25 protein-coding genes and 2 riboswitches are annotated in these 24,744 nt (G+C 57.7%); of the genes, 9 read left to right on the top strand and 16 right to left on the bottom strand.

Annotated features, from left to right (window positions below; genetic code table 11):
- Positions 1–204 precede the first annotated feature (204 nt).
- The 3 genes from AC0IXS_RS26415 to pcaD form a co-directional block, all read right to left on the bottom strand.
- The gene (locus AC0IXS_RS26415) at positions 205–813 is read right to left on the bottom strand and encodes an FMN-dependent NADH-azoreductase (RefSeq protein WP_057408972.1); all 609 of its coding nucleotides are present in this window, start codon (positions 811–813) and stop codon (positions 205–207) included.
- A gap of 72 nt (positions 814–885) precedes the next feature.
- Positions 886–1,845: a LysR substrate-binding domain-containing protein gene (locus AC0IXS_RS26410; protein ID WP_122689973.1), complete on the bottom strand. Its 960-nt coding sequence runs from the start codon at positions 1,843–1,845 to the stop codon at positions 886–888.
- A gap of 39 nt (positions 1,846–1,884) precedes the next feature.
- Complete coding sequence (pcaD, locus tag AC0IXS_RS26405) at positions 1,885–2,679, bottom strand: 3-oxoadipate enol-lactonase (protein WP_191957451.1); 795 nt, start codon at positions 2,677–2,679, stop codon at positions 1,885–1,887.
- Positions 2,680–2,805: 126 nt separating this feature from the next.
- On the opposite strand from pcaD, the gene AC0IXS_RS26400 reads away from it, so the two are divergent.
- On the top strand, positions 2,806–3,150 hold the full coding sequence (locus AC0IXS_RS26400) for an MmcQ/YjbR family DNA-binding protein (protein WP_057408975.1): 345 nt from the start codon (positions 2,806–2,808) through the stop codon (positions 3,148–3,150).
- Here AC0IXS_RS26400 and AC0IXS_RS26395 read toward each other — a convergent pair.
- Together AC0IXS_RS26395 and AC0IXS_RS26390 are read right to left on the bottom strand one after the other, a co-directional pair.
- On the bottom strand, positions 3,145–3,585 hold the full coding sequence (locus AC0IXS_RS26395; protein ID WP_057408976.1) for a DUF1294 domain-containing protein: 441 nt from the start codon (positions 3,583–3,585) through the stop codon (positions 3,145–3,147). The genes AC0IXS_RS26400 and AC0IXS_RS26395 overlap by 6 nt on opposite strands.
- On the bottom strand, positions 3,582–4,412 hold the full coding sequence (locus tag AC0IXS_RS26390) for an undecaprenyl-diphosphate phosphatase (RefSeq protein ID WP_057408977.1): 831 nt from the start codon (positions 4,410–4,412) through the stop codon (positions 3,582–3,584). Before AC0IXS_RS26390 ends, AC0IXS_RS26395 begins: the two co-directional genes overlap by 4 nt.
- 241 nt (positions 4,413–4,653) lie before the next feature.
- On the opposite strand from AC0IXS_RS26390, the gene pnuC reads away from it, so the two are divergent.
- Both pnuC and AC0IXS_RS26380 read left to right on the top strand, forming a co-directional pair.
- Positions 4,654–5,217, top strand: a complete 564-nt coding sequence (pnuC, locus tag AC0IXS_RS26385) for a nicotinamide riboside transporter PnuC (RefSeq protein WP_122668229.1) — start codon at positions 4,654–4,656, stop codon at positions 5,215–5,217.
- Positions 5,214–5,792 carry an AAA family ATPase gene (locus AC0IXS_RS26380; protein ID WP_122668228.1) on the top strand — a complete coding sequence of 193 codons (579 nt, stop codon included), beginning with the start codon at positions 5,214–5,216 and terminating at the stop codon, positions 5,790–5,792. The genes pnuC and AC0IXS_RS26380 overlap by 4 nt, the downstream gene beginning before the upstream one ends.
- Here AC0IXS_RS26380 and AC0IXS_RS26375 read toward each other — a convergent pair.
- Complete coding sequence (locus tag AC0IXS_RS26375; protein ID WP_025993662.1) at positions 5,736–7,061, bottom strand: sigma-54 dependent transcriptional regulator; 1,326 nt, start codon at positions 7,059–7,061, stop codon at positions 5,736–5,738. The genes AC0IXS_RS26380 and AC0IXS_RS26375 overlap by 57 nt on opposite strands.
- Before the next feature lie 309 nt (positions 7,062–7,370).
- On the opposite strand from AC0IXS_RS26375, the gene AC0IXS_RS26370 reads away from it, so the two are divergent.
- Positions 7,371–7,637 carry a hypothetical protein gene (locus AC0IXS_RS26370; RefSeq protein ID WP_004879734.1) on the top strand — a complete coding sequence of 89 codons (267 nt, stop codon included), beginning with the start codon at positions 7,371–7,373 and terminating at the stop codon, positions 7,635–7,637.
- Between the two features lie 592 nt (positions 7,638–8,229).
- Here the strand turns inward: AC0IXS_RS26370 and AC0IXS_RS26365 are convergent.
- From AC0IXS_RS26365 to cobW, 4 genes are all read right to left on the bottom strand, one after another.
- Entirely contained in the window at positions 8,230–8,775 is a 546-nt protein-coding gene (locus AC0IXS_RS26365; protein ID WP_235806215.1) for a vWA domain-containing protein, read from the bottom strand.
- Between the two features lie 122 nt (positions 8,776–8,897).
- A complete protein-coding gene (locus tag AC0IXS_RS26360) occupies positions 8,898–9,932 on the bottom strand; it encodes a magnesium chelatase ATPase subunit I (RefSeq protein WP_057407995.1) in 1,035 nt (344 codons plus the stop codon).
- The gene (cobN, locus tag AC0IXS_RS26355; RefSeq protein ID WP_122668227.1) at positions 9,932–13,696 is read right to left on the bottom strand and encodes a cobaltochelatase subunit CobN; all 3,765 of its coding nucleotides are present in this window, start codon (positions 13,694–13,696) and stop codon (positions 9,932–9,934) included. Before cobN ends, AC0IXS_RS26360 begins: the two co-directional genes overlap by 1 nt.
- A 3-nt stretch (positions 13,697–13,699) precedes the next feature.
- Positions 13,700–14,761: a cobalamin biosynthesis protein CobW gene (cobW, locus tag AC0IXS_RS26350; protein WP_057409016.1), complete on the bottom strand. Its 1,062-nt coding sequence runs from the start codon at positions 14,759–14,761 to the stop codon at positions 13,700–13,702.
- 110 nt (positions 14,762–14,871) lie between these two features.
- A riboswitch (cobalamin riboswitch) is annotated at positions 14,872–15,095 on the bottom strand.
- A 58-nt stretch (positions 15,096–15,153) separates the two neighbouring features.
- A riboswitch (cobalamin riboswitch) is annotated at positions 15,154–15,364 on the top strand.
- A 101-nt stretch (positions 15,365–15,465) separates the two neighbouring features.
- Between cobW and AC0IXS_RS26345 the strand changes: the two genes are divergently transcribed.
- From AC0IXS_RS26345 to cobM, 4 genes are read left to right on the top strand one after another with little or no spacing between them, the layout of a single operon-like run.
- The gene (locus AC0IXS_RS26345) at positions 15,466–15,651 is read left to right on the top strand and encodes a CbtB domain-containing protein (RefSeq protein WP_057409015.1); all 186 of its coding nucleotides are present in this window, start codon (positions 15,466–15,468) and stop codon (positions 15,649–15,651) included.
- Between the two features lie 10 nt (positions 15,652–15,661).
- Positions 15,662–16,384, top strand: coding sequence for a CbtA family protein (locus AC0IXS_RS26340; protein ID WP_122668226.1), 723 nt, complete (start codon positions 15,662–15,664; stop codon positions 16,382–16,384).
- Positions 16,362–16,811 carry a cobalamin biosynthesis protein gene (locus AC0IXS_RS26335; protein ID WP_122668225.1) on the top strand — a complete coding sequence of 150 codons (450 nt, stop codon included), beginning with the start codon at positions 16,362–16,364 and terminating at the stop codon, positions 16,809–16,811. The genes AC0IXS_RS26340 and AC0IXS_RS26335 overlap by 23 nt, the downstream gene beginning before the upstream one ends.
- Positions 16,812–16,842: 31 nt before the next feature.
- Entirely contained in the window at positions 16,843–17,589 is a 747-nt protein-coding gene (gene cobM, locus AC0IXS_RS26330) for a precorrin-4 C(11)-methyltransferase (RefSeq protein WP_122668224.1), read from the top strand.
- Here the strand turns inward: cobM and AC0IXS_RS26325 are convergent.
- From AC0IXS_RS26325 to AC0IXS_RS26315, 3 genes are all read right to left on the bottom strand, one after another.
- Positions 17,579–17,848, bottom strand: coding sequence for a hypothetical protein (locus AC0IXS_RS26325; protein ID WP_122668223.1), 270 nt, complete (start codon positions 17,846–17,848; stop codon positions 17,579–17,581). The two genes, cobM and AC0IXS_RS26325, sit on opposite strands and share 11 nt — an antisense overlap.
- A gap of 164 nt (positions 17,849–18,012) precedes the next feature.
- On the bottom strand, positions 18,013–18,852 hold the full coding sequence (locus tag AC0IXS_RS26320; RefSeq protein ID WP_471826095.1) for a TauD/TfdA dioxygenase family protein: 840 nt from the start codon (positions 18,850–18,852) through the stop codon (positions 18,013–18,015).
- 98 nt (positions 18,853–18,950) lie between these two features.
- Positions 18,951–20,117, bottom strand: coding sequence for a DUF2314 domain-containing protein (locus tag AC0IXS_RS26315; protein WP_122668221.1), 1,167 nt, complete (start codon positions 20,115–20,117; stop codon positions 18,951–18,953).
- A gap of 180 nt (positions 20,118–20,297) precedes the next feature.
- On the opposite strand from AC0IXS_RS26315, the gene AC0IXS_RS26310 reads away from it, so the two are divergent.
- Complete coding sequence (locus AC0IXS_RS26310) at positions 20,298–20,756, top strand: metallophosphoesterase family protein (protein WP_057409009.1); 459 nt, start codon at positions 20,298–20,300, stop codon at positions 20,754–20,756.
- A 31-nt stretch (positions 20,757–20,787) separates the two neighbouring features.
- Here AC0IXS_RS26310 and AC0IXS_RS26305 read toward each other — a convergent pair whose 3' ends face one another.
- From AC0IXS_RS26305 to AC0IXS_RS26295, 3 genes are all read right to left on the bottom strand, one after another.
- Complete coding sequence (locus tag AC0IXS_RS26305; protein ID WP_471826092.1) at positions 20,788–21,246, bottom strand: GNAT family N-acetyltransferase; 459 nt, start codon at positions 21,244–21,246, stop codon at positions 20,788–20,790.
- Between the two features lie 169 nt (positions 21,247–21,415).
- Positions 21,416–22,120 (bottom strand): DUF2971 domain-containing protein, encoded by a 705-nt coding sequence (locus AC0IXS_RS26300; protein ID WP_471826090.1) that lies wholly within the window; start codon positions 22,118–22,120, stop codon positions 21,416–21,418.
- Between the two features lie 344 nt (positions 22,121–22,464).
- Complete coding sequence (locus tag AC0IXS_RS26295) at positions 22,465–24,531, bottom strand: P-loop ATPase, Sll1717 family (RefSeq protein WP_471826088.1); 2,067 nt, start codon at positions 24,529–24,531, stop codon at positions 22,465–22,467.
- Between the last annotated feature and the right edge of the window lie 213 nt (positions 24,532–24,744).

Genomic DNA, 24,744 nt, shown 5'->3' with positions numbered 1-24,744 from the left:
GCCATCTATCTTCGCTGTTTTTTGCAACTGCCAACCACTGCGCAAAAACCGGCCCGTTGCAGCGTTCAGGCGTGCAGTGTACTGCCGCGTACGTCGCGTTACCTGTAAGAAAGCTGTCAATTGTTCACTGAACGACGGGCATTAAAAAACTCCAGAGCCCTGCGCAATGCGCGGGCTGTGGAGTTTGACTGGAACAGCGCGCTATCAGGCAGCGAACAGCTTCTGCTCGATGTGCTGCTGCGCTGCGGTCAGTGCGTTGGCGCGGGGCTCTTCACCGTACGCAAGGCCTTCAGCGCGAACGAATTGCAGGTCGGTCACGCCGATGAACGCGAACATCAGCTTGAGGTAATCCTCGTGACCCACGCTGCTCGGTTGCCCGGCGTGTATGCCGCCGGAAGTCGAAACAATGATGACCTTCTTGTCGCCGCACAGGCCTTCAGGACCGGCTTCGGTGTAACGGAAGGTTCTGCCTGCCACCGCGATGCGATCGATCCAGGCCTTCAACTGGGTTGGAATGGTGAAGTTGTACATCGGTGCGCCGATGACAACCACGTCCGAATCCAGAAACTGCTGCAGGGTGGCTTCGTTGGTTGCCACTTCCTGCTGTTGGGCTGCGTCACGGCCTTCGACCGGTGTAGCTGCGGCGGCGAGGGTCGCTGGCGAGAAGTGGCCCAGCGCTTCGCTGGCCAGGTCGCGATAGGTGACGGCGCTGTCAGTGTGCGCGGCCTTGTAAGCCTCGACCACGCTGCGGCTGAGCTGGCGCGAAGCGGAGTGGTCACCAAGAATGCTGGAATCAATGTGCAGAATGTTCATAAGGGCTTCCCGAGTCATATCGTCATTGGGCGATCAAGTGGGGAGCATCCTATCGCTGTTCCTAATGCGTGATTAGTCGCCCTGAATGTGATTGTTCGTTCTACTGATAGAACTATAGAGGGACTCGGGGTTATGGGTCAGTTCCCTGAACGAGGTTTCGAACGCATCCAGCATCGCCCGGATGGCCGGGAGCAGCCCGCGCCGGGACGCAAACGCCGCATGGATCACGCCACACTTGGGCCGATGGGCGTCGAACAGCTCAATGAGGCGTCCCTGTTGAAGGGCGCTTCGAACCAGAATCTCCGGCAGTTGCGCCACGCCGACACCCTGCAGGGCACCTTGCAGAATGGCATCGAGGTCCGAACAGATCAGCCGTGGCGAATGGCGCACTTCCACATACTGCCCCGCTCCGTTTTCCAGCAACCAGCGATGGTTCGGGGTGGCCGAGGTCAGGTCCAGCGTGGGCAGGCTTGCCAGGTCCTCGAACGAGGCATCAACGCCAATCTGCGCTGCCAGATCCGGGTGAGCCACCAGCCGCTGGGCGCTGTAGCCCAGCGTCTTGACCACCAGCCCTTCGTCTTCCAGTGGCGGGAAGCGCACACGCAGGGCGATGTCGATGTTCTCGGACAGAGGATCGACCCGGCGATTGGTGCTCTCGATATACACCTGCACCTTGGGATGCGCAGCCATGAATCGGGCTACGGTTTCATTGATGCCCATCGCACCCATGGCAGGCGGACAACTGAGGGAGATTCGGCCCTGGGGTTCGGATCTGGAACGCTGAATGGCTTCTTCTGCCGCCTCGGCCTCGACCAGCATCGCGACGCAGTGCCCATAGTAGTCTCGCCCGCTTTCGGTCACGGCGAACTTGCGCGTGGAGCGCTGGATCAGCCTGACGCCCAGTCGTTCTTCAAGCCCTGCAATGCGGCGGCTGAGCTTGGACTTGGGAATACCCAGCTTGCGCCCCGCAGGCGCAAATCCCCGGCACTCGACTACCTGGACGAAATAAAACAGATCATTGAGATCGAACACCGGCCACCTCGCACGCTCAGAGGGCGCGAGTATCAGTGCTTACCGATCCGCAGTCAAAAACGCCAGCACCGGCCCGGTAAACGCTTCACCAGCCTCAACACTGGACAGGTGAGCGGCCGGAAGCTCGATCATCTGTGCCCCCGCGATACGCTCAAGCATGAAGCGCCCGTCTGCCGGCGTGGTGACAGCATCTTCGGTGCCGCAGACCACCAGCACCGGCAGTTTGATCGACGCGATCTGTTCGCGATAATCCGCATCACGCACCGCCGCGCAGTTGGCTGCATATCCCTGAGGAGAGGTCTGCGCCAGCATGCCGACAATGGCATCGACCGTCGCAGGTTCCGCGTTCGCAAAAGATGGCGTGAACCAGCGGGCAATCGATGCGTCACGCAACGCAACCATCGCCGACTGGCCGTCGCGCAGCACCGTTTCGATACGCGGATTCCAGACATCGGGGTTGCCGATTTTCGCTGCAGTGTTGCACAGCACCACGCGTTGCAAGCGCTCCGGAGCATTGATTGCCAACCATTGACCAATCAGACCGCCCATGGAAAGCCCGCAGAAAAACACCTTGTCCAGGTTCAGCGCGTCCAGCAAGGCCAGCACATCCCGGCCATTCTGTTCGATGCTGTAAGTGCCTTCGCTGACCAGCGACTGCCCATGACCACGCGTGTCGTAACGCAACACACGGAAATGTTCGGTCAGTGCTGCAATCTGGTTGTCCCACATGTGCAGGTCGGTGCCCAGCGAGTTGGAGAGCACCAGCACAGGCGCGTCCTGCGTGCCTTCGAGCAGATAATTCAGCGGGCCATCGGCGAGTTGCACGGCAGACATTCGAAGCTCCAGAGAAAGCAAAACCTGAACACTAATGAGTGTCGGGACGTCATACAATCCGCTGATCAAATATCCGTGCGGCTATCGAACACCTTACCGGTCGCCACACATGGCAAGGAGCGCATCATGCGAACCGAAGACATCGCGACGTTCTGTCTGGACTTGCCAGGCGCGCGGGAAGACTACAAATGGGGCGGGATACGGGTGTTTTCCATCGCGGGCAACAAAATGTTCGCGGTCATGGACCTCGTAGGTCAGGGATTGTCGTTCAAGGTTCACCCTGATCTGTTTCTGGGCTACGTGGACCGCCCGGGCGTGCGCCCTGCCCCGTATCTGGCCCGTGCACACTGGATCAGCATTCCGGAACCTCACGCCTTGAGCGACGATGAGATCCGCGACCTGCTGACCCGTTCACATCAACTGGTGGTCGCCAAGCTGCCCAAGCGCCAGCAGATTGCGCTGAAGCTATAAGGGCAGCGGCACCCAGTGCCAAAGCCGACGCCCCAGAAACAGCCAGTCTATCCAGAAGGCCTGATGCACCAGCACGATCAGCCAGAACACCACCTGAAAGGACACCTTGCGGGTCTTGTGCCGAAACGCTTGTTGCGCCAGCAACGCACCCGGCCAGCCGCCCAACAGTTCGGTGGCGTGCAGCACATTTTCCGGGGTGCGCTGCCCGCCTTTGCCAGCCTGCAATTTGTCGTGCCGATACAGCACGAAAGACAGCAGGCTCATCACCGCGATCACGATCGCCGGGATCAGCAGACCTTGCCTGATCCACAGCATTGCCGCCCCATAAACCGGCAGTGCACACAACAACACCAGAATCAGCAATTTGAGGCGCAGCGCCTGAACCGGTGCCTTGCGCTGCCGGGCTGGCGGTCGGGCCTCGCGGGCTGACGTCATGCCTTGGCTGCCGCCCAGTCGATCCAGCCAAACTGCCAGGTCGCCAGAATCAACAGACCGAACGCAATGCGATACCAGGCAAACACGGCATAGCTATGAGTGGCGATGAACTTGAGCAGACCGCGCACCGCGATCATCGCGAAAATGAATGAAGTGATGAAACCGATGGCGAAAACCGCAACGTCGTCTGGACGAAACATGTCACGGTACTTGTAGCCCGAGTACACCGCAGCGCCCACCATGGTCGGCATGGCCAGAAAGAACGAAAATTCGGTGGCGGCCTTGCGCGACAGACCGAACAGCAGACCGCCAATGATGGTCGAGCCGGAGCGCGAAGTACCCGGAATCATCGCCAGACACTGCACCAGGCCGACTTTCAACGCATCGCTCCACTTCATGTCATCGACGGTCTCGGCGTGCACCACATGCTCGCGGCGCTCGGCCCACAACATGATCACGCCGCCGATGACCAGAGCGGTCGCCACCGTGATGGGGTTGAACAGGTAATGGTGGATCAGGTCAGCGAAGATCACGCCCAGAATCACCGCTGGCATGAACGCGATCAGCAGGTTGATCGTGAAACGCTGCGCCTGCTGCTCTTTGGGCAAGCCCACGACCACATCCAGAATCTTGCGCCGGAACTCCCAGACCACCGCCAGAATGGCGCCCAATTGAATGATGATATTGAACGCCGCCGCGCGGTCGCCGCCGAAGTCGATCAAGTCCGCAACAATGATCTGGTGACCCGTGCTCGAAATCGGCAAAAACTCCGTCAGTCCTTCTACAACACCCAATATCAACGCCTGAGCAGCGGTCCAAAGATCCATCATTCCCCCATACAGCGATACCCGAGGTTCGCTGGTTTGTATTGTCGTATGAAAAAAGCCTGCCACTATGCCGCTGCGCAGCTGAACGAAGCTTGAAGAAGCGCTGCAAAAACGCCGAATGCTAGCAGACCTTTGAGCACAACGCCTGCTGGTGGCGTGAGCTTGCCACCAGACCCTGCCCCTTGCGCCCGGAACCGCTTACAATCCCCGGCCCTGCACATTCCGCTATCAAGGAGCCGCCATGTCCGGGCTTGAACTTTTTGCTGCCGCCATCGGCGTGATCGCGGTCTGGCTGACGGTCAAGCAAAACCCATGGGGCTGGCCGATCGGCCTGGTCATGGTGGTGATCTACATCTGGCTTTTCTACGACGTAAAACTTTATTCAGACATGCTTTTGCAGGCGATCTACGCCGGACTGCAGGTCTACGGCTGGCTGCAATGGACACGTCATGGCAGCGGTCTGCCCGTACGTGCGGTCACGGTGTTGCGTAGCGGTTCGGTTGCAACCGGGCTGGCCATTGGCGGTGTCATCAGTCTTGCACTGGGCGCTGGCATGGCTCATTTCACCGATGCCGCGCAACCCTGGCTGGACGCAGCGCTGACAGGCTTCAGTCTGGTGGCGCAGGTCTGGATGGCGCAAAAGCGCGTGCAGTGCTGGCCGCTGTGGATCGTGCTCGATGTTATCTTTGTCGGTCTGTTCATCTACAAAGAGCTGAATCTGATGGCAGCGCTCTACGGACTGTTCACCCTGCTGGCCGTTCAGGGTTGGCGTGAATGGCGTAACGATCTGGCACTGGCCCGATGAAGGTTCTGGTCCTGACAGGCCCGGAGTCCAGCGGCAAAAGCTGGCTCTGTGCGGCTATACACAAGCGCTTTGGCGGTGTTCTGGTCGATGAGTACGTGCGTCACTTCATCGACGAACAGGGACGCGACACGGTCTATGCCGATATTTCCGCCATCGCACAGGGTCAGCTAGACCGGGAAGACGCCGCGCGGGCGGCAAGGCCCGCATTGCTGATTCTCGACACGCACTTGTTGAGCAATATGCTCTGGAGTCGCACATTGTTCGGCGATTGTCCGCAGTGGATCGAACAGCAATTGCTCGAAAGGCACTATGACCTGCACCTGCTGCTGTCTCCCGAGGGCGTCGAATGGATCGGCGACGGACAACGCTGTCAGCCTGAACTGACAGAGCGCCAGGCGTTTTTCAGCGCCAGTCGGCAATGGCTCGATCAGCATGCGCAACGCTACGAATTGATCGAAGGCGACTGGCAACAACGCCATGACCAGGCCATGGCTGCCGTCAGCCGACTGATCGCGACTTCACCGGATCTGATGCTTGTGCAGCAAGCGGTAGAAGGTCGGCCGCGAAATCCCTAAGACCTTGGCCGCCACGCTGAGGTTGTCGCTGTGGCGGGTCAGCACGTCGCACAAGGCCTGCCGTTCTGCACGGGACTTATAGTCATCCAGCGTTCCCATGCTGCTAACAATGTCTTCTTCCCCCAGCAACCCCAGATCCGCAGCCTCGATCTGCCGACCTTCGGCCAGGACCAGACCGCGTCGAACCCGGTTGGCCAGCTCGCGTACGTTGCCCGGCCAGTCATGCTTGCCCATGGCAATCAGCGCATCCTGACTGAAATTACGGGCGCGCCTGCCGGTTTCCTGGCTGTAGAAGTGAGCAAAATGATTGGCCAGCATCGCCAGATCGCCATGTCGTTCACGCAGCGGAGCCGTACCGACCTGCAGGACGTTGAGCCGGTAATACAGGTCCTCCCGAAAGCGCTTCTTGCGAATGGCCGCCTCAAGGTCCACATGGGTGGCGGCCAGCACCCGGACATCCACAGGAATCGGCTCACTGCTGCCGATACGCTCGATCTGCCGATCCTGTAAAAAGCGCAGCAGGTGCGCCTGGGTCTCGAGAGGCAGATCTCCGATTTCATCCAGAAACAGGGTGCCGCCGTCCGCTGCTTCAATCCGCCCGACCTTGCGTTCCTGAGCACCGTTGAACGCGCCTTTCTCATAGCCGAACAGCTCGGCGTGAATCAGGTGTTCGGCGATGGCACCGCAATTAACGGCCACGAAGGGCTTGTTACGTCGTTGAGATTGCGCGTGCAGCGTGCGTGCGACCAGTTCCTTGCCCGTGCCGCGCTCGCCACGAATCATGACAGGCGACTCCGTCGGTGCCAGCTTGCCAAGCAGCCGACGCAACTCCCGAATCGGTCTGCTCTCGCCCAGCATCTCGTGTTCGCTGCTGGACGTCTGGGCCGCACCCTGCGCCCGCAGCCGAGCCATGCCATAAGCACGACCCAGCGTGACCTGCATGCGGGCGACATCGAACGGCAGGGTATGGAAATCGAAAAACCACTCGCAGACGAAATCCCCGATCTTTTCCCGGCGCAGGTCATCCGGTGCAAGCACAGCGATCCATTGGGTATTGGTGCGAGTAATGAGTTCCTTGACCATCTCGGGATGCTCGAAATGGTCAGGCATCAGGCGGATCAAACCGACATCACAGCTGAGATTGAGCGCCGACTCGAGCGTACTGCTGTCCACCGCCCATCCGGCAGCGTGCAGAACAGGGATCAATTGATGACAATCATCACAGGGGTCAACAATTAACAGACGTCGCGTTGGGGCCGATTCATGCATAGAGGTTCCTTGGCGCCCGGCGTCGAATTAAGGTTATGAAAAACGTTTTATAAACAGTATGTTGGCGAGCCCGATCTTTACATTAGCAAATATTTGACACCGCCTTGTACCGTTTGCATCTAATGGCAATAACCAAACGTCATTAGTGCTGTAACGCGGCTTTTACGACTGTGGTCCGTAACGGAATTAGAAAATTTTCAAAAATGTGTGTGACTCATGTGCCCCTCCCGTTCATCAACACAAGTAACCAGCCGGACGGTAAGCCCGCCGACGTGACTGAATTGATATGGGCACTTTGAGGAATTGACCATGAACGCCCCACTGCGCTTCAACGATGCACTTCTGATCGCTGGACACGCTTTTGAACCCTTCCAGTGTGTTGCCTGGGCACCACAGGACGGGAACGGCGAACTGAGCCTGACCGTTATTGACCGCACCAGTACTCGCATTGGCCGCAAGCAGATTCCGAGCAGCACCTACTCGGACAAGCAGCAGTTGGCCAGCGCCCTGGAGCAGGCTCGCGCTGAAATCAGTAACGAAGGGTACGACCTCAAGCCCTGGACCATGCCAGCCTGAGTCGCTGCTTGAGCGGGCCTATCGAACTGCGCTCGACAATGACCGTGCCCACCGCTCTGCGCTCATCGCTATGCACAAGTCTGCCTCGACACTGATCGTGCCCATCGCTCCGCGTGGGCATGCCTCCCGTGACGCTCCGCGTCACAAATGGCACAGATTGCGGACTCAGTGAGCCGAGCGCATGGCTCAGGTCACCTTTGCGCCCTTACGGCGCGCTACTTTGAGGGACCAAAGTAGCCAAAGTCCTTCGCTCCGGTTCCGGCCCCGGCTTCGCCGGGGTTCCTTCGTCCTTACACTGATTCGGGGGTCGCTGCAAATGGGCCATCCATGGCACAGTGCAGCTCAATCGGCATCCATGCCGATTGCCCCCCGAATCAGCGCCAGGACTCAGCCTTCACCCACGTCGCAATCAGCGGTGTCCGCACTATCGCGCAAAAAAGCACGGCAGGGCCGCTCCGCTGTCTCACCGGATAGCCAGATGACTTGTGTATAACGATGAGTGCTCCTCATGGGTATACGCCCCATGACGCTCCGCGCCACAAATGACACTGACTCAGTGAGCAGAGCGCTTCACTTGAGTCAATTCTGAACGTCAGTCGACTGAGCCAAGCTCATCAATATGCCGATACTCCGCCCCCAGGCCGCGCGCCAGTTCCCGCGCTCTTCCCAGCCGGATCGGGCCTTTTTCCATATCGATCAACAGACTCGCGCACTCGAAGGCCAGCAGCGCAGGCAGTTGCTTGATCCTGCCATCGGTCAGTACAAGCACCCGCTGCTGTTCAGACGGATAGCGCTTGCTGCGTTTCGTCAGCCAGAGCCGGGCCTCTTCCAGAGCTTGCGGCAGTGGCGTTCCGCCCCCTGCCCCCAGCGCACTCAGCCACGGACTCAGCGCCGACGATGCTTTTAAACCATGATGCTGCCAGCTCGGCGCGTGGCCACTGGCCGTGAGCAAGGCCAGACGGGTGCGGCTGCGATAGGCATCGTCAAATACCTGTGACAACACGCCCTTGGCCTGGCTGAGCGCGTGATGCCGCTTCGTCGACGCAGACGCATCGACAATTACCAACAACAGCTCACTGGGGCGACTGCTACGCGGCTGGCGAACCAGATCGCCGGCCTTTTTCGGACGACCTTTCATCAGGGTCGGCAGCCATTGCACCGGCCCGTCCAAACCTGCTCGTAATGCGCCGGTTCTGCCCAAAGCAAGTCGACCCGGCCGGGGCACGGCATCCGCCCCCTTGGAGCGCTTGGGGCGGATGCCTAAGGCTTTTTTGGCCAGTTCGGCACTTCGCGGCGTGAGCCGGTGGGTACTGCCTGGGCCGGCAGCTCACCCCAACTGCCCTGCCCGCCCACGTCATCCTGCTTTTGTGATGAGCCGGAAGGCGGCGTTTCAGGCGACTGCGATTGTGGTGGAGGCGGCGACTGTTCGCGACGGCGGTGGCGCAGTGCAAACTCGGCAACGGCATCAATGTCCTGCTCTTCAATCTGCGCGACGCCGCGCCAGGCCGCATGTGCCCGTGCGGCGCGCAGCCAGACCAGATCGGCACGCATGCCGTCAACGCCTGCTGCGAAACAGCGTTCGGTGATCAATGCCAGCGACGCGTCATCCAGTTCGATGCCTGCCAGCCGCGAACGGGCCTGCTCGCAACGCTGTTTCAATGCATCCTGCTCGGGTTGCCACTGAGCGCCGAACGCATGCGGATCGGCATCGAAATCCAGACGTCTGCGGATGATCTGGCTGCGTTCGGCAGGCAGCGTCTGTCCGCTCAGAGCGACGTTGAGGCCGAAACGGTCCAGCAGTTGCGGACGCAGTTCGCCCTCTTCCGGATTCATGGTGCCGATCAACACGAAACGGGCGGCATGACGATGGGAAATGCCATCACGCTCCACCAGGTTGACGCCGCTGGCAGCGACATCCAGCAGCAGATCGACCAGATGATCGGCCAGCAGATTAACCTCATCGACATACAGCACGCCGCCGTCAGCCTTGGCCAGTACGCCGGGCGAGAAACGCGCACGGCTTTCGGACAGCGCGGCATCCAGGTCCAGCGTGCCGACCAGCCGTTCTTCGGTCGCGCCCAATGGCAGGGTCACGAACTGCCCGCTGGCGAGCATATCCGCCAGTCCGCGCGCCAGGGTCGATTTGGCCATGCCTCGCGGACCTTCGATCAAGACGCCACCGATGCGCGGATCAATCGCGGTCAGGCACAGCGCCAGCTTCAGGTCATCGGCGCCCACGACGGCGGCCAGTGGAAAATGTGGCGTATTGGCAAGGCTTGAGTCAGACAAGGTCATCACTTCTCTTCTATATCCAGCAGCAGGTCTTCCAGGGCTTGCTGATAATCGCCCGGCTCCTGCCAGAGGCCGCGCTGTTGCGCTTCGAGCATGCGCTCGGTCATGTCACGCAGGGCATCGGGGTTGTGCTGCTCGATGAATTCTCGGGTCGACGGATCAAGCAGATAGGCATCGGCCAACAGTGCGTACTGGTGATCATCGATCAGCTCGGTCGTCGCATCGAAGGCGAACAGGAAGTCCACCGTCGCAGCCATTTCGAACGCGCCTTTATAGCCGTGACGTTTGACGCCGTCGATCCACTTCGGATTGGCCGCCCGCGAGCGGATCACGCGGTTCAGTTCTTCCTTCAACGTACGAATTTTTGGAAGATCCGGCTGGCTGTGATCGCCGTGATAACTGGCCGTTTTCACGCCGCTGAGGGTTTCGGCGGCGGCCAGCATGCCACCCTGAAACTGGTAGTAATCGTTGGAATCGAGCAGATCGTGCTCGCGGTTGTCCTGATTCTGTACCACGGCCTGCACCTGAGACAGGCGCTGAGCGAAGCGCTGCCGGGCGGGCGTACCCTCGTCGGAGCCGCCATAGGCATAACCGCCCCAATTCAGATAAACCTCGGCCAGATCCTCGCGGCTTTGCCACAAGCGCCCATCGATGGCGCCCTGTACGCCCGCGCCATAAGCGCCGGGCTTGGCACCGAAGATCCGCCACCCAGCCTGACGTGCCGCTTCGTCCTCGCTCATACCTTCAACGATGAAACTCGCTCGTTCTTCACGTACCCGGGCGGCGATCGGGTTCAGATCATCCGGCTCGTCCAGCGCCGCAACAGCCTGCACGGCCGCGTCGAACAGACGAATCAGGTTGGCGAAGGCATCGCGGAAGAACCCCGATACCCTCAGCGTCACGTCCACACGCGGACGATCCAGCAGGCTGACCGGCAGAATCTCGAAATCATCGACGCGCTGGCTGCCCGTCGCCCAGACCGGACGCACGCCCATCAGCGCCATGGCTTGCGCAATGTCGTCGCCGCCAGTGCGCATGGTCGCCGTACCCCAGACCGAAAGGCCCAACTGCCGCAAGTGATCGCCGTGATCCTGAAGATGGCGCTCCAGCAGCAGGTTGGCCGACTGGAAACCGATCCGCCACGCGGTGGTGGTCGGCAGGTTACGCACGTCGACGCTGAAGAAATTGCGCCCGGTCGGCAATACATCCAGCCGCCCGCGACTGGGCGCGCCGCTGGGCCCGGCAGGCACGAAGCGGCCACTCAGCGCATCCAGCATGCCCTGCATTTCACCGGGGCCACAGGCGTCGAGGCGTGGGGCGACGACTTCCCGCAGGCTGTCGAGAATCAGAGCGAGATCGGCGTGCTCCGGCAAATCCGTCACATCCTGACCGTCGGTGATGCGCTCGATAAGGGCGGCCGCGTACAGCTCAAGACGCTCACGCGCGTCGCCAGCCGTGCGCCACGGGTCGGCACTCAGCGCCAACAATTCGGCTGGTCGCGGACCTTGCCAGGACTCGGCAAGCTCGCAATCCAGCGGATCGAAGCCCAGCTCAAAGGCCTTGCTCAGCGCCCGCAACAGGCTCGACTGGGCTCCGCGGCCATCGCCACGGGGAATACGCAACAAAGCCAGCAGCGTGTCGGTGCGCAAGCGGCCTTCAGGCGACTGACCAAAGATATGCAGCCCATCGCGGATCTGCGATTCCTTCAAATCACACAGATAGGTATCCAGACGCGGCAGCCAGATCGCCGCATCGGCATCGCTGTCGGTCGCTTCATCCAGCGCCAGTTCCCGGTCGATCCGGGTTTCGCGGACCAGATTCAGAATGTCGCGCTGCAGCTCGCGGGCGCGACGCGGGTCCAGCAACTGTGCTTCGTAATATTCGTCCGCCAGCAGTTCCAGATTGCGCAACGGGCCGTAGGTTTCGGCGCGAGTCAGCGGCGGCATCAAGTGGTCGATGATCACGGCCTGCGTGCGACGCTTGGCCTGTGCGCCCTCGCCCGGGTCGTTGACGATGAACGGATAGATGTTCGGCATCGGGCCCAGCACAGCGTCCGGCCAGCAGTTCTCGGACAGGCCTACGCCCTTGCCGGGCAGCCACTCCAGGTTACCGTGCTTGCCGACATGCACCACCGCGTGCGCGCCGTAGGCCTTGCGCAGCCAGAAGTAGAAGGCGAGGTAGCCGTGCGGAGGAACCAGATCCGGGTCGTGGTAGACCGCGCTTGGATCGACCTGATAGCCGCGTGCCGGCTGAATGCCGACGAAGGTCAAACCATAGCGTATGCCTGCGATCATCATCCGGCCGCTGCGGAACATTGGGTCGGCGTCCGGCGCGCCCCAACGGGCGTTCACCGCGTCACGATTGGCTTGCGGCAGCGCATTGAACGCGTCCAGGTATTCTTCCAGCGCCATGCTCTGCTGACACGGGCGCTGATCGACGCTGTCCAGATCATTGGTCACGCCGCCAAGCAATTGCTTGATCAGTTCAGTGCCGCTGTCGGGTAGCCCGGCCAGCGGATAACCCTCGGCCTGCATGGCGCGCAGGATATTCAGCGCGGCGGCGGGCGTGTCCAGCCCGACGCCGTTGCCGATTCGGCCATCGCGGGTCGGGTAGTTGGCGAGAATCAGCGCCACACGCTTGTCGGCATTGGGCAGGCGCGCCAGCAGAATCCAGCGTCGTGCCAGCTGGGCAACGAAGTCCATGCGCTCAGGATGCGCCCGATAGCAGACCACATCGGACTGACTGCGCTCGCTGCGCCATGCCAGATCCTTGAAGCTGATCGGCCTACTGATGATGCGTCCGTCCAGCTCCGGCAACGCGATGTGCATCGCCAGATCGCGCGCACCCAGGCCTTGCGCACTGGCACTCCAGGCAGGCTCGTTGTCTTGCGCACAGATGGCCTGGATCACCGGTACATCGCGCCGAAACGGTCGCAAATGCGGCGTTTCAGGGCTCGATTGAGCAAAGCCGGTGGTATTGAGGATCAGTTCGACTCCGGCCTCATCCAGCCAGTCTTCTACCTGCGTGAAGCAGCCAGCCTCCTTTAGGCTGGCGACGGCGATCGGCAAAGGGTTGAGGCCCTGCGCCTGCAGTCGCTCGCAAAACTCATCGATGAACCCGGTGTTGGCGGCCTGCAGGTGCGAACGATAGAACAGCAGCGCTGCAACAGGCTGATCGTTGCGCCAGTCAGCCCGCCAGTCCGCCAATCCGGCAGTTGCCCGCTTCGGATGATAAATAGCGGTGCGTGGCAGTGGCTGGGGTTCGGCCCATGAATAGTCGCGCGAAAGCCAGGTGCTGGCGATGCAGCTATAAAGGTCCAACGCATTCTGTAGACCGCCCTGACGCAGAAATTGCCACAGGCGGTTGCAGTCGGTCGCCGCAACGGTGCTCAGGTCGATCAATTCCGGATCGTGCCGGTCACACCCCGGCACCATAATCACCGTGACGCCCTGCGCAGCCAGCTCCATCAGCCGCTCGACGCCGTAACGCCAGTAGCCAATGCCGCCGTGCAGGGAAAGCAAAATCACTTTGGCGTGGCGCAGTACCTCATCGACATACAGATCGACCGAGGCGTGATTCTGCACCTGCATCGGGTTGGCCAGACGCAGACTGGGATAATCCTCCGGCAACTGCCGGGCGGCTTCGGCGAGCAGCGCCAGACTCGAATCGCCACTGCAGAGAATCACCAGATCGGCGGGGGTCTGCCCCAGATCAGCGATGCTGTCGTCGGGTACGAAACCGCCGGGCTGGGTTCTCAGCAGGTGCATGGGTCAGCCTGCGATCGCGGCGTTGAGTTGAGCTTCCAGCGCAGCAGCGTCCAGCTCCTGGCCGATCAGCACCAGATGGGTCATGCGCTCTTCGTGGGCGCGCCAGGCACGGTCGAAATGCTTGTCGAAACGCGTGCCCACGCCCTGAATCAGCAGGCGCATCGGCTTGCCGGGAATCGCAGCAAAACCCTTGACGCGCAGGATGCCGTGCTGCACAACCAGTTGGGTCAGCGCGTTGAGCAGCGCCGCTTCATCGGCCTGTGGCAGTTTGATGGAAATAGAATCGAAGGCGTCGTGATCGTGATCATCGTCTTCACCGTCGTGATGGTCATGGTGCGTCTTGCGACCGTCGATGTGGACTTCGGATTCGGCACCGACACCCAGCAAGACGCTGATCGGCAGGCGGCCACTGCTGGCCTCGATCACCTTGACGGCAGGCGGCAACTCTTCGGCGACTTCGGCGCGAACCTTGGCCAGACCGTCAACGTCGATCATGTCGGCCTTGTTGAGGATGACCAGATCGGCGCTGGCCAGTTGATCGGCGAACAGCTCGTGCAGCGGCGACTCGTGGTCCAGGTTCGGATCAAGCTTGCGCTGGGCATCGACCTGATCCGGGAAGGCCGCAAAAGTGCCCGCCAGTACCGCCGGGCTGTCGACGACAGTGATGACCGCGTCGACCGTGCAGGCGTTACGGATTTCCGGCCACTGGAAAGCCTGAACCAGAGGCTTTGGCAGCGCCAGGCCGCTGGTTTCGATCAGGATGTGATCCAGATCGCCACGACGGGCGACCAGCTCACGCATCACCGGGAAGAACTCTTCCTGAACGGTGCAGCACAGGCAGCCGTTGGCCAGTTCGTAGACACGACCGTTGGCTTCCTCTTCGGTACAGCCGATGGTGCACTGCTTGAGGATTTCGCCGTCGATGCCCAGCTCGCCGAATTCGTTGACGATCACGGCAATGCGACGCCCTTCGGCGTTATCGAGCATGTGCCGCAACAGGGTGGTCTTGCCCGAGCCCAGGAAGCCGGTGACGATGGTGACGGGAAGCTTGGCCAGTGTTTTCATCAGATGCCCTTGTGGCAATGCGGCGGGCAAACAGGACGAGAGCCGCGTGCCACGCACGCGGATCAGATCGCCACCGGATCACCCCGCCCGGTTGTAGTGAGAATTCGCAGGCCTTGGCCCGGTTCGAGGCAGGTCTCCTGGCTTACGGCAGCGCATTGCAGGCTTTCGGGCCTTGCCAACGCGCGCTCATCGCGCCTTCCCGCCGGGGCAGTGGCTGTGCGATGAACATGACCGTTTACAGTTGCGGGGGCAGCTGCGGCATCGACCGCATTCCCGTCTTAGCTGCGCTTGCGCACTGGGCAGCAAGCGAAGAACCTCGAACCGGCAAGGCTACGCAGTGACCGCTGGCAGGTCAATCGCTGAGATTGACGATCCCCCGCGACGCGTGGTCTCCTGTGCGCCTTGTTACGGGTGCCCCTCACGGGGTGAAACGGGAAACCGGTGCGCTCAGATCGTTGAGCAAGTCCGGTGCTGCCCCCGCAACGGTAAGCGAGAGGAAGTCAGATCCACTGTGCTCAGGCATGGGAAGGTGACTTCGAAGGACGGACAGTGCTGTCACGTCCCCTCGCGAGCCCGGAGACCGGCCCGCTACGTTTGCAAATGACACACCCGCGGTGGGCGGGCGCCGTTGAAACCTCTGACGTTCGTCAGCGGGTATCTTTGCGCATGGCCCGCTTTTGCCCAACGTCTCCAGAGGGAACGCCATGACGACCATCAGCAGCAGCCATTCGGCCGCAGCAAGCTCCACCCGCACGCAACGTCTCACCGCCGCCATCAGCGCCGTACTGCTGGGCGCGTGCCTGGTGTACTTTGCAGGGTTCTCGCACATCGCCGCCGTGCACAACGCGGCACACGACACCCGTCACAGCGCTGCCTTCCCTTGTCATTGAGGACAACACAATGTTCAAGCGAATCGCCTCCACCGCAGGCTTCACCGGCCTGCTCGCAGCGCTGCTACTGACCTTGTTGCAAAGCTTCTGGGTCGTCCCGTTGATCCAACAGGCCGAGACTTACGAAAACGCACCTGCCGAACACGAGCATGAACAGGCTGGCGGCGTTGTGGCCGAGCACAGTCATGAACATGATAAAGCCGCCTGGGAGCCGGAAAACGGCTGGCAGCGCGTGCTATCCACCACCGGCGGCAATCTGGTGGTCGCGGTTGGTTTCGCACTGATGCTTGCCGGGCTTTACACCTTGCGCGCACCGGGCAGTCCGCTTCAGGGCGCCGGATGGGGACTGGCCGGTTTCGCCGTCTTCGTGCTGGCCCCAACCCTGGGCCTGCCACCGGAACTGCCGGGCACCGCAGCGGCCGAACTCGGTCAGCGTCAGTTCTGGTGGATTGGCACCGCAGCCTCTACCGCTGCTGGCCTCGCGCTGCTGATCTTCGGTCAGAACCTGCTGCTCAAAGTGCTGGGCGTTGCCATTCTGGTTGCGCCTCATGTGATCGGCGCACCGCAGCCGCTGGTTCATGAGAGTCTCGCGCCTGAAGCACTCGAATCGCAGTTCATCATCGCTTCGCTGCTGACCAATGCCGTGTTCTGGGTAGCATTGGGCCTGATCAGCGCCTGGCTGTTCCGCCGCAACAACGCCGATCTGCAGCATGCCGAACCGTACCCGGCCTGAGCAGACGAACGCCCTGCCCGCTTCTGTCATCGTCGCGGGCCTGGGGTGTCGGCGCGGCTGCTCTGCCCTTCAGTTGCATGAACTGCTGGAGTGCCACCTCAGCGCGCATGGACTCGACATAAGCGACATTACCGCGCTGGCCTCCATCGACCTGAAAAGCGAAGAGCCCGGCCTGCTGGCGCTGGCGCGACAACTGGCCGTGCCACTGGTGTTCTTCAACGCGGCGCAACTGGTGTACTGGGATCTTCACCTCACCCATCGCTCGGCGAATGTGCTGCAACACACCGGCTGCCACGGCGTCGCCGAAGGTTCGGCGCTGGCCCTTGCGGCGCAATTGGGTGATGGCACTGCCGGACTGGTGATCGAACGCCAGAAAAGCACCCACGCTACATTTGCCTTGGCAACCAGCCCCGCAACCGGCGGATAATTCCGACAATGAGTCATTTCAGGAGATTCCCTTGACCGTTTTTTTCATCGGTGCAGGCCCCGGCGACCCGGAGCTGATCACCGTCAAGGGCCAGCGCCTGATTCGCACTTGCCCGGTCATCATCTACGCAGGCTCGCTGGTGCCCATCGCGGTACTTGAGGGCAATCAGGCTATGCAGGTGGTCAACAGCGCCGAGCTGCACCTGGAACAGATCATCGAACTGATCAAGACCGCTCATGCGCAAGGCCAGGACGTGGCACGCGTGCATTCGGGTGATCCAAGCCTGTATGGCGCCATCGGCGAGCAGATCCGTCATTTGCGCGAGCTGGGCATTCCCTTTGAAATCATCCCCGGCGTTACGGCAACGGCGGCCTGCGCGGCGTTGCTCGGCACAGAACTCACCCTGCCGGACATCTCGCAAAGCGTGATCCTGACCCGCTACGCCGACAAGACCTCAATGCCGCCCGGCGAAGAATTGGCCAGCCTTGCTCAGCATCGGGCCACGATGGCGATTCATCTGGGGGTCAACAATCTGCACCGGATCATCGAAGAGCTCATACCGCATTACGGCGCGGACTGCCCGATTGCCGTGGTGCATCGCGCCAGCTGGCCGGATCAGGACTGGGTACAGGGCACGTTGGCGGACATCGAAGAAAAGGTGCAGGCCAAGGGGTTCCGGCGCACCGCACTGATACTGGTAGGACGCGTGCTGGCAAACGATACGTTCAGCGAATCATCACTGTATCGGGCAGGTCATGCCCATCTGTTCAGACCTTAGCGACAGAGCTCGGCAAGCAGCGGGCACCCGCAATGGTGTGGACATAGTCAGACGCGGCCCCGGCATTGCTGAAACGACGCAGGTCGTCCGGTGGCAGCTGACGTGACTGAACTGGCTGTGTACGGACCTTTTCATTCACCTGCGAATCAGGCGTGATATCGCTGCCAAAGTGGGGAAACGGCTCTTGCGCCGCCCAGCCTCCTGCAGCCAGCAACAGCAACACGAACACACCCGCGATGGGTTCCTTGGTACCGCGCATGGATCCGCACATAGGTCTTTCCTCCAGCCGACTGATAACGGCTCGTTACACCAATGACTGGCCGAGCATAAGCGCCCGAATGTCGCGAACATGTGAACGCATGGTGTGAGTCAATGCGTAAATGTACACATGAGTCTATTTTCGAACAACATCACAGTCGGGGCTCATTCAAACGGTTCCTCGCCTTGCAGCTTGGTGCGATGCATCAAACGCCCGCATTCCGGGTCATACGCCTCGGCACGATGCATGGTGCCCGTGTTGTCCCAGATCACCAGATCACCCACCTGCCATTCGTGGCTGTAGCTGAACGAATCACCCGTCGCCCACTCACGCAGTTCGACCAGAATCCGTGCGCTCTCGGCCCGGCTGACGCCCGCCACCTGCTGCGCCGTGCAGCCCAGAATCAGCGACTTACGACCTGAGCGATGCTTCCACACCAGCGGCAGTTCTTTTTCGCCAATGGCCTGCATGACCTTGAGCGTCGCCAGACTCGGCTCGGGATTGTAGTAAAACAGCGACGACCAGGGCGCGTGCACGACACGCATGCCGGCATAGCGCAGCTTGTCCGCCGAAGACAGCGCCTCATAAGCCGCATACGTATTGCAAAACCCGGTATTGCCACCCCAGGTCGCCGTCACCTTGCAGGACAGAAGCGAGGCCAGGATGGGCACATCACTGCTGGTGCCGTCGATGTGCCAATACAGCGAACCCTTCAGATACTCGGCACCCGCCGGGTTCACCTTGGCATCCAGCGTAATTTTGGTGACGTTCTGACCGTCGCTGGCTTCCGCCGAAAACGTGCCCAGCGTGCGAGTGAACGCGATCTGCTCGGCATCACTGAAACCGACTCGCGGAAAAACCAGCACGCCCCGCTGCTCCAGCAAACCGCGAATCTCGTCCGCAAGCTCGCCGCTCAGCAGCTCCTCTTTGGTATTGAGAATCCGGGTGCCGATGACAGGTTTGATCGGCTCGTGAAGCAGACGCGTTTTCGAAGTGGCTAACATGATGCGACCCTCTTCATAAGTGAACCTTACGGTACGCTTTTGATGAGTCGTGCGCAACACCCAGTATTTATAAGTTTTGCCAAGCGATACACCGGGGTTCAGCGTCTGCTCAGATAATCGGCCAACGTCTCTTGAAGAACAAAACCGAGTGCAAGCCATCCCATCAGAGCAATCACGTCCATCGCACGGGATTTGCCCCACATCGGGGTACGCTCCCGGAGTCGGAAATACCAGGGACCGGTGCAGGACACCAGCCCATACCCGAGCAGCATGAACAGCACCGTGAACAGCCACTTGTTCGGAGCCTCCGCACGGAAGCCAGCCCAGACATCCATCAACGGCTTGAAGGCCACAAAATACAGACCACCCAACGCCGCCGCGACCATCCCCAGCCCAATCGGCCACAGCGAGAAACCGGAATACTGCATCGCCCGTTGCAGGTCCGGGCTTTCACTTTCCAGTAACTCGACGAGCCTTGGCCATCCTGCACGTCTGGCCAGCATCAAGGCGCTTTCACCCTGGCTGTTGAGCGCTGAAGCATCTGCGCCCATGTAAAGCAGCGTGATGACAAAGTTGCAGTTTCCGGCGAGCGCCTCGCGATGCAACAACTGCCATCCGCCATCGTCGTAGTCAGACATCAAAGAAGGATCGTCGCGAAGGCCCTGCTCTACTGTGCTCTGAATGTTCAACGCCATCGGATGCTCGGTGCGCTCCAGCGTGTCCAGAGCCTTACCGTCTGCACGGCCATTCAGCGTGCGGGTGAACAGCACCGGCGCCTTGCCATTGGCCGGAGGAACCAGAGCGACCCGCCCTGCCTCGCCAAAATCCAGCCCCCACGCCTGATCATGCTCTGCCCTTTCTTCGGTTGACATGCCAGCTCTCAGCGCATCAATCGTGAAGCCGCCATAGACCTGACCACCACACACGTACATCCAGTCGTTCAAGTGCGCCAGCGGCACCGACACCGGATCGCCCGCACTCAGTCGGCTGACCCAGCGAGGCTCATTCATCAACACACCCGTAAGTGTGTGGCCGTCGAATCCGATATCGGTCACCCACATGTTCTCGACCGAAGGGCCGTCCGGGTCAGTCGAGTCGGTCGCAAACGATATCTTGACCGCCGCCATGTCCAGCGCCTTGACGATGCGCCGTTGCTCCCACGACAGCTCTCTCCAGAGGAACTTGAACGTACGATGAGCACTGGCTACCGCAGCCTTGAAGTCGGCGCTCTCGTCTTCGACGCCATAAATCATCTGTTCCGTCATACGAAGGGTCATTCCTTTAATCGGTTAATACGTGCGGGGAAACTCAAACTCGTCTCAGACGCAACTCGCAGCATCAGCGTTCCGTGGCACCGAGCCTATTTTCTTCAAGATCCAAACTCCAGCAGGCACACCGATCAATTCTCACGGTCATAACCCACTCAACATCGCTGCGAGGACCTCATGAAAATCGGCATCATTTCCGACACCCACGGTTTGCTCCGCCCGGAAGCGGTCGACGCCCTCCAAGGCTGCGAGCAGATCATCCACGCCGGAGACATTGGCAGCGCGGAGATCGTCGAGCAACTCGAGGCCATCGCGCCGCTGCACATTGTGCGTGGCAACAACGACGTGGATTCGCCCTGGGCGAGCGAGATTGCCGATCACCTGATTTTCGAACTAAGCGGCTGGCAGGTATTGCTGGTACACGATATTGCCGATGTGCCGGCGCTGCTTAATGAGCGCACACGGATCGTAGTCACCGGGCATTCGCACAAGCCGCTTATTGAATGGCGCGGGGAGCGGTTGTACATCAACCCCGGCAGTGCGGGACGGCGTCGTTTCAAACTGCCGGTGACCTTGGCGTTGCTCGATGTGCAGGGGTCTTCGCTGGAGCCGCAGCTGATGAGATTACTCGATTAGGCGACTTCAGATGCTTCGGATGCTTCGGCTTTTACAGATCGCGAAACATCAGCCACTGCGCCATACCCCAGGCATCAAAGCGTTCCTGCAAATGCCAGCCACGCTTGGCGTAATACGCTTGCTGATCGTGCGTGTGCAGGCACAACCGGTCTACGCCACTCCGTTTGGCATGGCTGCAAATGCTTTCGATCAACTCAGCTGCAAGTCCCCTACCCCGAGCTTCCGATCTGACGAACACGCACGCTAGCCAAGGTCCGAGCTCTGGTCGGTCAGATAGATCGTTATCGGCAAACGCTGCGCCACCCAGCAACTGCCCGTCCTCGATCGCGATGAGACATTTCCACTCATTGTTGTACTGCCCCTCGGCAAACTCTTCCTCCCAGTCGGCCAGCGATTGCTGCGCGAATTCATAGTTGAACTGCCGATGCAGCCACAGCGCCATCATGTCGCTGTGTTCCATGTGGTCGATGAGCCAGTCCAGGCTGTGCATGAGCGCACCTTATGCTGATTATGTAATGTCAGCCGGCGAAGAGTAGCCATCGCGGGACTTTTACGTGTGTATAGACGCCCCCATCAAACCGAGAGCAAAATAATAGAACATATCGCTTCAGGCAATAAATTAAATCTATGCTCAATAGCAAGCTATTAAGCTCTTTCCGCTATAACATTTCTGCGGTTATCTCTTCGCCACCCACAGTGATAATCCTAGGTATCTTATATAAGGCAGAGCGCGCAACATTACCCTGAAACTTAAGTTTTTTTTCAAAATAAAACTTGAAAGCTTCTATGAGCTCCTCAGGAGCGCGAGGATCCAGCAAAATATCATCAATCAAAAAGTGGGGATCTACGGGGATAGTTAATCCCGACTTAGGTATTTCGCGATTTTCTGAAACAGAATAAAGAGTTGCGCGCCATTCAGTCTCATGTCTAAAAGAATCTCTTTTCATATAAAGCATATCTACCGCTCTAGCGACGGTATAACACTCTTTGAGATCCGCCTCGATTTTTCTAGCCTCTTTCCCCAAGATCAATTTCGTTTTGTAGTCGACAGGCTTCAATCTGTATTTCAAGCCGAGTTTACCCGTTGAACTCCTGATAGTCTCACGCAGTTTAGTAGGTGTGGTGGAAATCCTAACACCCATACCGTTTCCAGAGTAAATGCGCCACATTGCATCCGATATACTGACACGCCCCCAACATTGCGCGAAAATCGCATGATCCATGGGATGTTTCAACATTTGTTCGTAAGGATCATCCCATACACGGGGATTAGCAAAATATAGAGTTTTACTCTCAAAAATCTTGACGACCTTTGTAAAATCCATTATTCGGTAAAGCTTGCGCGGTTCCTTAACGATTGACATTGTACTTCCTTAGAAACTAACACGCCGGTAAGGGCCATTCACAATGGCTTTATTTAAGCATATAACCCTGCATAAAACCAAAACATTAAATTTAATGCCTCAAAAATCTATAATTCTAAAAACCTGCCAAATGAGAGCCTCATACAGATCAAAGATCGCATATAAACACCTCCATTATGATAGCAATATGCTTTCAAGAAGCTGCATAAAAAATACGCTAAAAAGCGCACCCAATTAATCATCTAATGCGAATTATTAAAAAACCAGCCATTTCCACTTATGATACAACCACGACAAAAACCAGCAAGTCAAACACATATTGCCCACACCTTAAGACGTGGTCACTACCTAGCCTTATTAGTCAAATACGTTCTGATATAAAGATCTATCAACTTACTTAGTTGTTTATTGGCCTCATCATGCTTTTGCAAACTCCTCATTTTCGAAAGATGCCGCTCAAGAAATTTATGGGATATTTTTATTATTATCTTATTGTGGTTATCATATATTTCCTTAACCCAACAAAGCCCTCTATGCTTCTCAAGATTATCATTAAAATCCCGATTAATTATGAACGCGAGCCTACCGTATTCTTTGTAAAGATAGCCATTAACCTGCCTATAGTCGGAAGCAGTTAGATCGCGATAATTCTTAACCTCAAAAACAACCTGCCGAGTTTGGTAATCTGTAAGTATTCTTGACCAAACCCCAGAATCCGCAAGGTTGGTAGCCACGATGTCACGTTGCTGAAGACCATTTTTATTAGGATGCAGCTCAATATTAGCTAGGTTTGTTGCGAACAATATCCTAACTGCTTTCAAAGCCCACGCTTCGAAGTCAACAGCGCCCTCCTTTCCTTCTGGAATCTCACTAAGATCTTTTAAAAGAGATCCAATCCTCTGCTTACGTTGTTCTTCAGATACGGAGCTTACTTCGATATCATACTCATCATGAATATCCTCAGCAGCCCGACTACCAATATCAAATTCTTGCACACTTAAGGCAAGCCAGTAGCAAGGATGTATTAGTATCTTTGAACTCTCCGAAAAATCTCGTTCAGGCTCCTTACCATCATGACAAAAAACATATGACGATGACTGTGAATTGTATAACCCTAGAAACCCTATACTATACAATCGCTGAATAACCTGTATCGCCCCCTCCAGAAGAAGTATATCTTGCGCCTTAACTTTAGTAGTAAGCAACGGCGAAGCGATTGCCTTATTTATAATCTCCGCAGCCTCTGAAACCTGGTAATCCGGCTTTTTATTTGAAAACAGAGAAACAAAAAGATCCAACGCAGGAAAAACAGTCTCATACTCTTTAAGCAAATCATTCAACCGATTTTGAGATATTGTATTTGCCGTAGCATTTATATCTTCCATTATTATTTTATCGCGATCTTGAACGAACGCCCGAAGAAAAGCATCATTCAGCAATACTAATATATCCCTAGGTCGATAAAGCGTAAGCTTTAGAGCCTCTCGAAATCCAGTACTAGACTGCAAAGTGTTAGCAGTATAAGCATTCCAGAGCCTAGTATTGTTTTCAATTTTTGAATCAAATGCGGAGCGAACTCTATTACATACCAGGTTAAAAAGGTTGTATTCATCCCAATGCAGACGCAATACCTGCCCTTCAATGTTTCTTGTAAAATCCGGATCCATTTTTGATATTGCGCGATGAATATTATCTCTTACAAATGCAAAAGCAATGACTTTATTCTTTAACACATGCTTTATATCGATAATTGATTGAATAAAGCCATCAACGATGGCAACACCTAAATTGTCTGGCGTATAACCTTCATCAAGCCTGTCGGCAAAAATTACAAATTGATATTTGTTTTTTTCTAGCGACTCTGCGATCGCATCCTCTAACTCATCAAGCTCAAACGCGTCTGACAAGTCAGAGATTCTAGTCGCTGGAGCTTGATCTTTAGTAGCTTCTAATATTGCGATCAGTTTTTTTCTTATCTTCCCACTGATGTTTTGACGTTTTACGCCCCATGTACTCAAGTGCTTTAACGCCACAGGACTGGTTAGATGCCCTTGCAGTTTATAATGACTATTTATTTCGTACAAAATCTCCATATATATAGCGTAACGCCAAGCTAGCTTACTCCCCGCCTTGATATGAAGATAGTTATCACCAAACAAAGTGACGACATCTCTCAATCCTATTATTTGTTCTTCAACAGGAGTGATCGTAAGGGTATGAGTTTTAGGTTTGCTATGCCAGTGTTTCGAAAGCATATGGACAAGCGCGCTTTTTCCGGTCCCACGACGCCCCACTACGATTGATCTATCGTGCGATTCTAATAAGGCTTTGTAATCTGAAGTCTGCCAAAAAGACGCCTCTAACATGGCGTCATGCTCCGCACGGATATCGCCTAGAACGTTCCCTTTCATTTTGCTTTCCCTGCAATATTTTTCTCAAATCTAGCACAGCAAAATTTCACTCTCCAGTAATCTTTATGATTTTGTTCGTCCGACCCATTTAGCAGACATCATCATTTCATATAGATTTAGTTCCTGAAAACACTGCTAGATACATCCAGATTAGGCAAGCAAAATTCGATCCACCGAGGAACCTTTTCAAAGCTCTAAAAATACCATCATACT

Source organism: Pseudomonas sp. AC016 (assembly GCF_979253365.1).
This window is presented reverse-complemented; position numbering and strand designations above follow the sequence as displayed.

Bases quoted from the DNA above. Each gene is read 5' to 3' on its own strand.
- AC0IXS_RS26415 (WP_057408972.1), bottom strand. From the start codon at position 813: ATGAACATTCTGCACATTGATTCCAGCATTCTTGGTGACCACTCCGCT.
- pcaD (WP_191957451.1), bottom strand. From the start codon at position 2,679: ATGTCTGCCGTGCAACTCGCCGATGGCCCGCTGAATTATCTGCTCGAA.
- AC0IXS_RS26400 (WP_057408975.1), top strand. From the start codon at position 2,806: ATGCGAACCGAAGACATCGCGACGTTCTGTCTGGACTTGCCAGGCGCG.
- AC0IXS_RS26395 (WP_057408976.1), bottom strand. From the start codon at position 3,585: ATGACGTCAGCCCGCGAGGCCCGACCGCCAGCCCGGCAGCGCAAGGCA.
- AC0IXS_RS26390 (WP_057408977.1), bottom strand. From the start codon at position 4,412: ATGGATCTTTGGACCGCTGCTCAGGCGTTGATATTGGGTGTTGTAGAA.
- pnuC (WP_122668229.1), top strand. From the start codon at position 4,654: ATGTCCGGGCTTGAACTTTTTGCTGCCGCCATCGGCGTGATCGCGGTC.
- AC0IXS_RS26380 (WP_122668228.1), top strand. From the start codon at position 5,214: ATGAAGGTTCTGGTCCTGACAGGCCCGGAGTCCAGCGGCAAAAGCTGG.
- AC0IXS_RS26375 (WP_025993662.1), bottom strand. From the start codon at position 7,061: ATGCATGAATCGGCCCCAACGCGACGTCTGTTAATTGTTGACCCCTGT.
- AC0IXS_RS26370 (WP_004879734.1), top strand. From the start codon at position 7,371: ATGAACGCCCCACTGCGCTTCAACGATGCACTTCTGATCGCTGGACAC.
- AC0IXS_RS26365 (WP_235806215.1), bottom strand. From the start codon at position 8,775: ATGAAAGGTCGTCCGAAAAAGGCCGGCGATCTGGTTCGCCAGCCGCGT.
- AC0IXS_RS26360 (WP_057407995.1), bottom strand. From the start codon at position 9,932: ATGACCTTGTCTGACTCAAGCCTTGCCAATACGCCACATTTTCCACTG.
- cobN (WP_122668227.1), bottom strand. From the start codon at position 13,696: ATGCACCTGCTGAGAACCCAGCCCGGCGGTTTCGTACCCGACGACAGC.
- cobW (WP_057409016.1), bottom strand. From the start codon at position 14,761: ATGAAAACACTGGCCAAGCTTCCCGTCACCATCGTCACCGGCTTCCTG.
- AC0IXS_RS26345 (WP_057409015.1), top strand. From the start codon at position 15,466: ATGACGACCATCAGCAGCAGCCATTCGGCCGCAGCAAGCTCCACCCGC.
- AC0IXS_RS26340 (WP_122668226.1), top strand. From the start codon at position 15,662: ATGTTCAAGCGAATCGCCTCCACCGCAGGCTTCACCGGCCTGCTCGCA.
- AC0IXS_RS26335 (WP_122668225.1), top strand. From the start codon at position 16,362: ATGCCGAACCGTACCCGGCCTGAGCAGACGAACGCCCTGCCCGCTTCT.
- AC0IXS_RS26325 (WP_122668223.1), bottom strand. From the start codon at position 17,848: ATGCGCGGTACCAAGGAACCCATCGCGGGTGTGTTCGTGTTGCTGTTG.
- AC0IXS_RS26320 (WP_471826095.1), bottom strand. From the start codon at position 18,852: ATGTTAGCCACTTCGAAAACGCGTCTGCTTCACGAGCCGATCAAACCT.
- AC0IXS_RS26315 (WP_122668221.1), bottom strand. From the start codon at position 20,117: ATGACGGAACAGATGATTTATGGCGTCGAAGACGAGAGCGCCGACTTC.
- AC0IXS_RS26310 (WP_057409009.1), top strand. From the start codon at position 20,298: ATGAAAATCGGCATCATTTCCGACACCCACGGTTTGCTCCGCCCGGAA.
- AC0IXS_RS26305 (WP_471826092.1), bottom strand. From the start codon at position 21,246: ATGCACAGCCTGGACTGGCTCATCGACCACATGGAACACAGCGACATG.
- AC0IXS_RS26300 (WP_471826090.1), bottom strand. From the start codon at position 22,120: ATGTCAATCGTTAAGGAACCGCGCAAGCTTTACCGAATAATGGATTTT.
- AC0IXS_RS26295 (WP_471826088.1), bottom strand. From the start codon at position 24,531: ATGAAAGGGAACGTTCTAGGCGATATCCGTGCGGAGCATGACGCCATG.